At 45.9% G+C, this 10,679-nt stretch carries 1 protein-coding gene; it reads right to left on the reverse strand.

What is annotated here, in order from left to right; genetic code table 11:
* Positions 1 to 2: 2 nt before the first annotated feature.
* The gene (locus GWK08_RS07480; protein WP_204336005.1) at positions 3 to 10,673 is read right to left on the reverse strand and encodes a T9SS type B sorting domain-containing protein; all 10,671 of its coding nucleotides are present in this window, start codon (positions 10,671 to 10,673) and stop codon (positions 3 to 5) included.
* Positions 10,674 to 10,679: the final 6 nt, after the last annotated feature.

Below are 10,679 nucleotides of genomic sequence, written 5' to 3' on the forward strand. Positions count from 1 at the left end.
GTTTATCGATATAGGGTAAAGTTTCCAACAAATTCCCTTCCATCAAATGAGGCATTCAGTTTAACTACGTACCAGTAATCTCCGGAAGGCAGCGGATTACCATTATAAGTTCCTAGCCATGATTCACCTTGTCGCAATTCGGCGATCAGACGGCCATATCGGTCAAAAATTTGGGTCAAAATATCCGGGAACGGTTCTGTATTCTTCGGACTCCATGTATCGTTCGTTCCGTCACCATCCGGGGTAAAGAAGTTCGGGATAAAGATATCTATGAATTCGATAAATATAGACGTTACCGCTTCACAACCATTGGCATCAACAACTCTTACTTCATAGGTTCCTGTCTGGTTAACGAAGAAGGAGTTACTGCTTCCGTTGGATACTCCGTTAAAGAAGTATTCATATGGCTCTACACCTCCGGTGGCACTGGCAACGATCTCGTTGATCAGTCCCTGAGTTGCTGTAATTCCAAGAGGAGCTACATTATCTATCGTGAAGTTTACAATCTCTTCACAACCGTTGGCGTGTACTACTCTCACAAAGTGTGCTCCCGGAGCTACATCCTGGAAGCCGTTAGGATCGAACAATTGCAGGTCATTATTATCCATAGAGTCCATAGCGAACATTACGTCGTTCTGAACCGAAGGATCTACTGTAATTGTAACATTATGACTAGGTAGGTTTCCAGTACATACTGTTTCTACATTAGCAGCAGCATTTATATTGATACCTGCCGGAAGATCCATTGCTATCTGGCTTTCACAACCATTAGCATCTCTCACCAATACTACATAGGAGTATCCTCCTGCAAGTCCGGTGAAGGTGAACTGATCCTGTACAAAGTTCGGATCGAAGGTCAATGGGTTATCCGGTGAAGAAACGAGTCTCGTAAAGTACGGAGCTGTTCCTCCTGTAATATTCACTTCTATGAATCCGTCAAGGTCTCCCGCACACAGTTCTCCCTGCATATTAGCTACGGTACCTGCTACCTGAGCCGGTGCCACGATCTCTCTTTCGAAGATAAACGGTCTACATCCGTTAGAATCCTGAGCGATGATCGTATACATTCCCGGAGCCAGGTTATCGAATACATTCTCTGACTGGAATTCATTCAGGTTCGGAGATATCGCAAACTGATATTGTCCGGTACCACCTTCAAGGATAATGGTAATACTTCCCATATCATCCACACAAAGCGGGTTATCAATGATCGGCTCACGAGCTGTAAGCTCAACACCTTCAATGATCGTGATCGGTTGTGTCAGCGCCTGACAATCACCACTATCTACTCGTACAAAGTACTGTCCTGCTGGCAGGTCTCTGAAGATATCTTCAGTCTGTGCCGGACGGATCACTGTCGTCTGATCTGAAGCAAGCAGGGTAAAGGTATAATTACCAAGACCTCCTGAAGCTCTTACCTGGATCAATCCGGTAGATTCTCCGTTACATCCTACATCTACTGTAGTTTCAGGATCTATAGTCAGCGCCGGAACCGGATCTATACTTACCTGATTTGAAATATCAGATACACATAAATTACTGTCTCTTACGAAGAACTGGTAGTCTCCAGCCGGTGCCGGTAAAGTAATGCTAGAAGCAAAACTTCCGGTATAGTTAACACCATCGGTACTATAGCTATACGGAGCTGTTCCTCCTGAAGCCGTAAGTGTGATCGTAGCTTCAACTAAACAGCTTGCCGAAGTATCCTGTACCAGCGTAGCAACAACTTCTGCAGGATCTGAGATAATAACTTCATTCGTTGTTACATCACAGTTCCATCCGTCTATAACGGTTACAGAATATCTTCCTGCGGATAGATTACCGAAGGTATTGCTGCTCTGAGCTGCAGAGCTGGATAAAATAGTTCCTGTTGTAGGATCCAGCACATTCAGGATATACTGATAAGTAGCCGTCGGATCTACATCCGGACGTCCTCCTGTAGCTGTTACTTCAATACTTGCTGTTGCATCACCCGCACAAACCAGTGCATCTACCTGAACAGCAGTAGCAACGATCTGAGTAGGCTGTACAAGGATCTGATCGGTACTTACCACACATCCGTTAGCATCTCTTACTTCAACCGTATAGGTTGCCGCATCCAGTCCTGTAAAGGACGTAGCTGCTCCAAACGGAACTGTTTCCACTCCGTTTCTCAGTAGTCTGAACTGGTAACCAGCCCATCCTCCTGTTGCCACAGCAGTGATCTCACCATCATTACCATCACAAGTAAGGTCGTTGGTAACATCAAGAGTCAATGTTAATGGTGCTGCTGGTGAGTCTATAGTAACAACGTTGGTTGTTTCCTCACAGAACGGCGTCTGAGTTTCTACCACTCGTACCGTATATACACCGCTAGGCAGATTATTTATCTGAATGGTACCCGGAGCGACATCATTACCGTTCGCAATTACAGCACTGGTTTGATCCAGTACTTCGTAATCGTAGGTACCTGTATAATTACTTACTGTTAATTCAATAACTCCGTCAGCATCTCCGAAACATGTAATATCGGATATCTTGGTAGCGCTTACCTCGATCAGATCGAACGGAGGCACATCGTAAACGATGGTCTCGAAACATCCGGTTACATTATCGGTTACTCTGAAGGTATAAGAATCAGGAGTGGTTAAAGTAAACAGGTTATTGTTTACCTGTACCGGTCCTCCCGGAAGGATCTCATAGGTAAAGTCTCCCGAACCTCCTGTTACATCCACACGAACTTCTTCAGGGTTCGCACAGGTAATAGCTGTGATCTGCGTAACCGCATCCAGGGTAAAGGTCGTTAACGGATTCACGGTTACAGGAACAGTGAATACACATGCATTATCATCCTGAATTGTGATCGTATAAGCACCTGCAGCAGTTACATCAAAGTCGTAGGTGTTTGTTCCGTTAGTGAAGAAGTTCACTCCGTCTATACTGAACAAATATCCTCCGGTTGCAGATGTTCCCGTAGTGTTATCAGCCACAGCAGTAATCGTTGCCGTAGTTGAACTGTTATCAGGGTTACATGCAAATTCTGAAGTTACGCTTGCAGTACCTGTTAGAGATAAAGGCTCTCCTATAGTTACTGTATCCGTAGCCACACAATTACGGTTTGAGGTAACGGTAATGGTATATGTTCCCGGGTTTAATCCGGTAAATACTCCTGAGTTCTGCGTAATGGCAGGATCGGTTCCGTTATCCACCGTAAATACGTAAGGAGGATTATCATTTGCAGGAGCAGGCTCCAGGTTAACCGTTATGGTTCCGTCTGCAGCTCCGTTACAGGTAATATCGGTTACGTCTGTTGGTAACAGGGTTACAGGTGTTGGTATTTCCAGTGTAATGGTCTCTTCTGCAATACATGCAGGAGCTCCTACTGTAGTATCAACAAACTGAACTCTGTATATAACACCACCGGTCAGTCCTGTAAATACACCCGTAGTATTTGGTCCCTGAAGTACGGCACCACCGTTATCTAAGAGCGTATATTGATAGTTGGCAGTATTTCCTGAACCTCCGCTTCCGGTGGCAGTAATACTTCCGTCATTATTAGCACATGAAGGCTGAGTCGTTACATCTACAACCACATCAAGCGGCGGGAATATAGTAATAGTATCTGTAGCTGTACATCCATTGGCATCACGTACCGTTACCGTATACGCTCCATCCGTGCTCACCGTAAAGCTAGCCGAACTCTGGAACGATACTCCGTCTATACTGTACTCCAATGGAGCTACTCCTGTTCCTACAGCAGTAAAAGTATATGAACTTCCGTTTGACGTACACTGATCATCTGCAAACGCAGGTACCGTTACCGTCGGGTCAGGATCCCTGTCCACAACAATATCTACCGAACTCGTACAGATATTCGCCGCTGCATCCCTTACAAATACCGTAAAGGTAGCCGGGTACGTTGCAGGGTTCACCTCAAACGAAGTAGCACTTGTAAAGGCTCCTGCCGGGTTACCCTGTGGTACCACAGAATACTCATATGTTCCGTTTCCTCCGGTTCCTACAGGAGTAATAATAGCTCCTACATTACAGTTCGCCAAAGTAGCTGTTGCTGTTACCGCTACCGCAGCATCCGGAGAAGTGATCGTTACCACGTTAGTGGTCGCCTCACAGAACGGATTCTGAGTCTCTACTACTCTCACTGTATAAACTCCTGTTCCTAATCCTCCGATATTGATCGTCTCCGGTGCATTTCCTGATCCGTTAGCTACTACAGCTCCTCCCGCATCAAGCACCTCATAGTCATAAGTTCCTGTATAAGCTGCCGTGGTTAAGCTAAGCTCTCCATCGGTTCCTCCAAAACAGGTTACATCGCTTACATGAGCTGCACTTACCGTGATCAGATCAAACGGTAGTACTTCAAAGCTCTCAATGGCAAAACATCCTCGGTCTAAATCATTCACCTGGAAGCTGTATACTCCCGGAGCCGTTAATGTAAACTGATTTGAAGCCTGTGGAGTTCCACTTGGCAGTAAAATATATTCATAGTTACCTGACCCTCCCGATACATTGATCTCTACGATCTCCGGTTGAGTACAGTTGATGGCCTGTGTTGAAGTAATGTTATCGATAACCACTCGCTGTAGCGGAGCAATAATCTCGTTAAAGGCAAAGGTACATCCGTTAGCATCACGTACCGTAAGCGTATAAGTAGCATCGGCACTTACATCAAAGACATTGCTGCTTACAAAGTTCACTCCGTCTATACTGTACGTATATGGCGCTGTTCCTCCCGCAGGGGTAACAGTGATCTGTGCATCATTCACCGTGTTATCCGTAGGATCACAACTGAATAAGGTAGATGCTGCCGTGGCTGTCAACGCAGCAGGCTCGCCTATATTGGTAGCTACCGTAAGCGTACATCCTTTAGAAGAGATCACAGTAACATTATATGGTCCCGCAGTAAGTCCTGTAAATAACGGACTCGTCTGGGTTGTTGTTCCTCCATCCAGACTGTACAGGTATGGAGGTTCGTCATTACTTGCATCAAGGTTTACAGTGATCGTACCGTCAGATCCACCGTTACAGCTTACATCTGTCGGAGTAAGTGTAAAGGCAACCGGTGTCGGAGCATCTATGGTGATCGTTACCGTATCGGTACAATTTGTAGTCGTGTCTTCAACTTCCAGGGTATAAGTACCGGCAGTTAATCCTCCAAATACGTTAGAAGCCTGGAATGGTGTAGCTGCAGGAGCAGTGATTCGGTACTGATAGTTACCGGATCCGCCTGAAGCCGTTAAAGTAATCTCTCCGTCGGTTGCAGGGTTACAGGTTTCTTCTGCTGTAACGCTTGCAGTCATATCTACCGGCGGGAATATAGTAATGGTATCTGTAGCTGTACATCCGTTGGCATCACGTACCGTTACCGTATACGTTCCATCCGTGCTCACCGTAAAGCTAGCCGAACTCTGGAACGATACACCGTCTATACTGTACTCCAATGGAGCTACTCCTGTTCCTACAGCCGTAAAGGTATATGAACTTCCGTTCGACGTACACTGATCATCTGCAAAAGCAGGTACCGTTACCGTCGGGTCAGGATCCCTGTCCACAACAATATCTACCGAACTCGTACAGATATTCGCCGCTGCATCCCTTACAAATACCGTAAAGGTAGCTGGATACGTTGCAGGATTCACCTCAAACGAAGTAGCACTTGTAAAGGCTCCTGCCGGGTTACCCTGTGGTACCACAGAATACTCATATGTTCCGTTTCCTCCGGTTCCTACAGGAGTAATAATAGCTCCTACATTACAGTTCGCCAAAGTAGCTGTTGCTGTTACCGCTACCGCAGCATCCGGAGAAGTGATCGTTACCACGTTAGTGGTCGCCTCACAGAACGGATTCTGAGTCTCTACTACTCTCACTGTATAAACTCCTGTTCCTAATCCTCCGATATTGATCGTCTCCGGTGCATTTCCTGATCCGTTAGCTACTACAGCTCCTCCCGCATCAAGCACCTCATAGTCATAAGTTCCTGTATAAGCTGCCGTGGTTAAGCTAAGCTCTCCATCGGTTCCTCCAAAACAGGTTACATCACTTACATGAGCCGCACTTACCGTGATCAGATCAAACGGAAGTACTTCAAAACTCTCGATCGCAAAACATCCTCGGTCTAAATCATTCACCTGGAAGCTGTATACTCCCGGTGCTGTTAATGTAAACTGGTTTGAAGCCTGTGGTGTTCCACTTGGCAGTAAAATATATTCATAGTTACCTGACCCTCCGGATACATTGATCTCTACGATCTCCGGTTGAGTACAGTTGATAGCCTGTGTTGAAGTAATGTTATCGATAACCACTCGCTGTAGCGGAGCAATGATCTCGTTAAAGGCAAAGGTACATCCGTTAGCATCACGTACCGTAAGCGTATAAGTAGCATCCGCACTTACATCAAAGACATTGCTGCTTACAAAGTTCACACCGTCTATACTATACGTATATGGCGCTGTTCCTCCCGCAGGCGTAACAGTGATCTGTGCATCATTCACAGTATTATCCGTAGGATCACAACTGAACAAGGTAGATGCTGCCGTTGCCGTCAATGCAGCAGGCTCGCCAACCACAACTGTTCTTGTAAGATCACAGTTCCTGTCTGAGGTAACTGTAATATCATAACTTCCGGCACTTAGTCCGCTGAATAATGGACTGTTTTGAACGATCGGCGGGTTCGTACCGTCATCAAGGGTATATGTATAAGGCGGGTTATCGTTGGTCGGATCGAGAACTACTTCTATACTACCGTCGGATCCGCCATTACAGCTTACGTCCTGTACATTTTCTGTGAAGTTCACCGCAGTCGGTACTTCAAGATCTACCGGACGGTTAGCGCTACAGTTAGATCCTCCTGCAATATCAAATACCACAGCAGTATAGGAATCTGCAGCAAGACCGGTAAATACATTAGAAGCCTGACGTGCTCCTCCGGTTAAACTCACTCCACCTCCGTCAAGCAGGTCGTATTCGTAAACTCCGGAACCTCCGGTTACATTAATCGTAACAACTCCGTCATTATTATTACAAGTCGGTTGAACCGTAACAATAGGAACAAGATCGGTAGGCTGGAAGATCTCTACATTTATTAGGTTTCCACAACCATTAGCATCTCTTACTTCGATGGTATAAGTACCTGAAGAAAGGTTTGTATAATCGAAATTAGCTGCTGCCTGAGGTTGGAAAGCTCCTCCGTTAAAGCTATACGTATAAGGAGCAACTCCGGCAGTATCAAGGTTTACGTTAATAGTAAAGTTACCTTCAGATTCCGTACACTGATTCGGTACCGTTGCTGAAATGACCGGAGAAGGGTCAAGATCAACGGTTACAGGTGCAGAAGCCTGAACACAATTACTGGCATCTCTAACATAAACGATATAGTTTCCTGATTCTACATTGGCTGTATTGGCAGTTCCCCATCCCGGACTTGTTGCCGTCGGAGCAGGATCTGTAGCCAGTAAGAACTGATATTCATATGGTGCTACCCCTGCCTGAGCCGTAGCGGTGATCACACCGGCATTCGGGTTACAGTTATCATTTACAGGAGATGTAGCACTAACGGTTAGTAAGGCAGGAGCCTGCTGAATTATAAAGTTAGTTGAAACAGCTACACAGCCATTATTAACTCCTCCGTTTTCCGTAAATACGATATAGTATTCTCCCGGAGCAAGGGCTCCGAAGTTGTTTACAGCAACAGGGCCAGCAGGTGGGTTCACTGTTGAATTTCCAGTGATTCCGGTACTAACATTTGTAAGCGCTGTAAATATCTCATAGTCAACGCTGGTAGCACCGGCGTCAAAATTATCAAACGTAAAGCTTACATTTCCATCCGCCGCACCAAAACAGGATACATCTGTTGGGGTAACGCTCGATGTAAGACCTGAAAGGTTGGCTACAGGAACAGTAGCTTCCTGAATAAATTCACAATTGGTATCATCGTCATGAACAATGAATGTATAGGTTACACCCGGGTTTAATCCGGTAAATGTAAACGTATTAGGTGATGCAGCCGGAGGCGAAGGATCGGCAGCAAACCATGTAATACCTACCTGAGCAGGACTAAATGGCGGAGCCGGGTAAATTGCAAAGAAGAAGTTACCTACTCCAAGCGTTCCGTTACTTGCCTGTGCTTCTACCAGCATGCTACCACTACCTACGGTACAACCGGCAGCTCCTGAAGTAGTAATCAATACATCAGGACCGGTAGCCACGGTAACTGGTCTTACGATCTCACAACCATTGGCATCTACTATTCTAACCGTATAATCACCGAAATCTACATCGGCAAAAGTAAGGTTAGTTGCAGCAGTCGGCCCGGTTGGGTTGGCCGTAGAAGTTGCAGCCAAAGCACCTGTATTATCCAATAAATAATAGGTGTAGTTAGGTGTGCTTCCCGTGGTTATAGTTATATCTACAGAACCTAACTGGTTTCCTACAGGTGTACAGGTAAGCGGGTTTCCTACTACCGTAATATCAAGAGCGTTTGGCTCTGCAATCGTAACAGGGAAAGGTACTGATGTACATCCTTTGGCATCGGTTACCGTTACCTCATAATTTCCGGCAGGTAAACCGTTGGTTTGAGTTCCGAAGTTTGTCGCTGTGGTTGTATTTACCACATTGATCACATAAGGCGGAACTCCTATGGTGGTGTCTATTGTTATATCTAAAGCTCCTGTCAGGTCTCCGTTACAAAGAACATCTGTCGGAACTACATTATTAATTACAGGTAAGTCTGCAGGTGTTACCGTAACCGGGTTAGTTACTATCTGACATCCTTGCGTATCAGTTACTCTAAAGGTATAATCTCCTGCTGTGGTGGTCGTAAACGTTGATCCCGCTATTCCACTGAAAGCTCCTCCGTTAAACGATACCTCATAAGTGTATCCAGGATATCCGCTTCCTGCCGTAATATCTATCACAGCATCCGGACTCACAGAACAATCAAGATCCTTGGTCAATACCGCCGATGCAGTCAATGCGTCGTTGATCGTGATCGTATTCGATGTTCCAGTACATCCGAAGTCATCTCTTACCGTTACCGTGTAAGTTCCAGGAGTTAGTCCTCCAAACGAAGCCGAACTCTGGAATGCGCCTCCGTTCAGACTGTACTCATAAGGAGCTACTCCTCCTGCAGGAGTCGCCGTTATGGTCACTCCCGTAGCTACATCATAACAGAAGGTATCCGGTGCGATCGTTACCGTCGGTGCTACCGGAGCGGTGATCGTCAATGGCTGTGTCACTTCACATCCTCGGGTATCTCTAACAAATACCGTATAAGTTCCCGCAGTCAGTCCCGCAAATACATTACCGTTCTGATATGGGAAGTCTATTCCGGCTGATCCCGTATCATCCAACTGATACTCATATCCTCCCCAACCATCGGCTGCGGTGATCGTAAGTACTGCATCACTGATACAGGTAAGCGGATCAAGACTCTGAGTAAAGGTCAATGCAGCTGGCGGACCAGAGATCACTACTGCTGATGAAGTATCCGTACAGAATGGATTCGAAAGATCCACTACGCGTACTGTATAAGTATCAGGACCAAGCCCTGTAATCGTTTCTGTAGTATTTGATGAAGTTCCGTTAGCCACTACTGCAGCTCCAGAATCAAGTACTTCATAGTCATATGATCCTGCAAAGTTGCTTACCGTGAAAGAAAGACTTCCGTCAGCAGCTCCAAAACAAACTTCATCACTTACCAATTGTGCCGTAACACTGATCGGTACTATATCATCTACCGTATAACTCTCCGTAATGGTACATCCTTTGGCATCGGTTACCTGGATCGTATAGGTTCCTGGTCCAAGACCTGTAAAGACATTGTTGTTCCCGTTGTTTACCACAGATCCCGCAGGTGCAGTGATCTCATAAACAAACGGGGCATTACCATCAGTTACCGTTACTGTTACATCCGTTACTAAAGCAGGACATATAATCGGTGCTGAGGCAAAACTTAGATCGGTAGGCGCATTTAACGGATCTAAAGTAACTGCATTGGTTACAATAGTACATCCGTTAGGTACATCTCTTACCGTAATGGTATAAGTACCATCGGTAAGACCTGCAAAGGTTGGTGAGGCCTGGAAGTTTACGCCATCCAGACTATATTCATAAGTACCTGTTCCTCCGGCTGCTGTTCCTCCCTGGATCGTGATCGATCCGTCGGTTAAACAAGTATAGTCTACTGCGATCTCTGCCGTAGCGGTGATCGGAGTGGCCGGGTTTAAGGTTACTGTATCGGTAAAGGTACACTCCTTGGAATCACGAACCGTATAAGTATAGGTTCCAGGGGCAAGACCGGCATAAACCGTCTGTGTCGAAAAGGCACTTCCGTCAAAGCTGATCTCATATCCAGGGGTACCGAAATTAGTGTCTATGTTGATCGTTACAATACCATCGCTTCCGCCTGCACAACTTACATCCTGGGTAATGGCTGCAGTTGCCTGAGGGTTCTCCGCTGGAGTCACAGTTACCACATTGGTCACTATCTGACATCCTTGCGTATCAGTTACTCTGAAGGTATAATCTCCTGCGGTGGTAGTCGTAAAAGTAGATCCGGCTATTCCACTGAAAGCTCCTCCGTTAAACGATACCTCATAAGTGTATCCAGGATATCCGCTTCCTGCCGTAATATCTATCACAGCATCCGGACTCACAGAACAATCAAGATCCTTGGTCAATACCGC

The organism is Leptobacterium flavescens (genome assembly GCF_010671605.1).
Lineage (GTDB): Bacteria > Bacteroidota > Bacteroidia > Flavobacteriales > Flavobacteriaceae > Leptobacterium > Leptobacterium flavescens.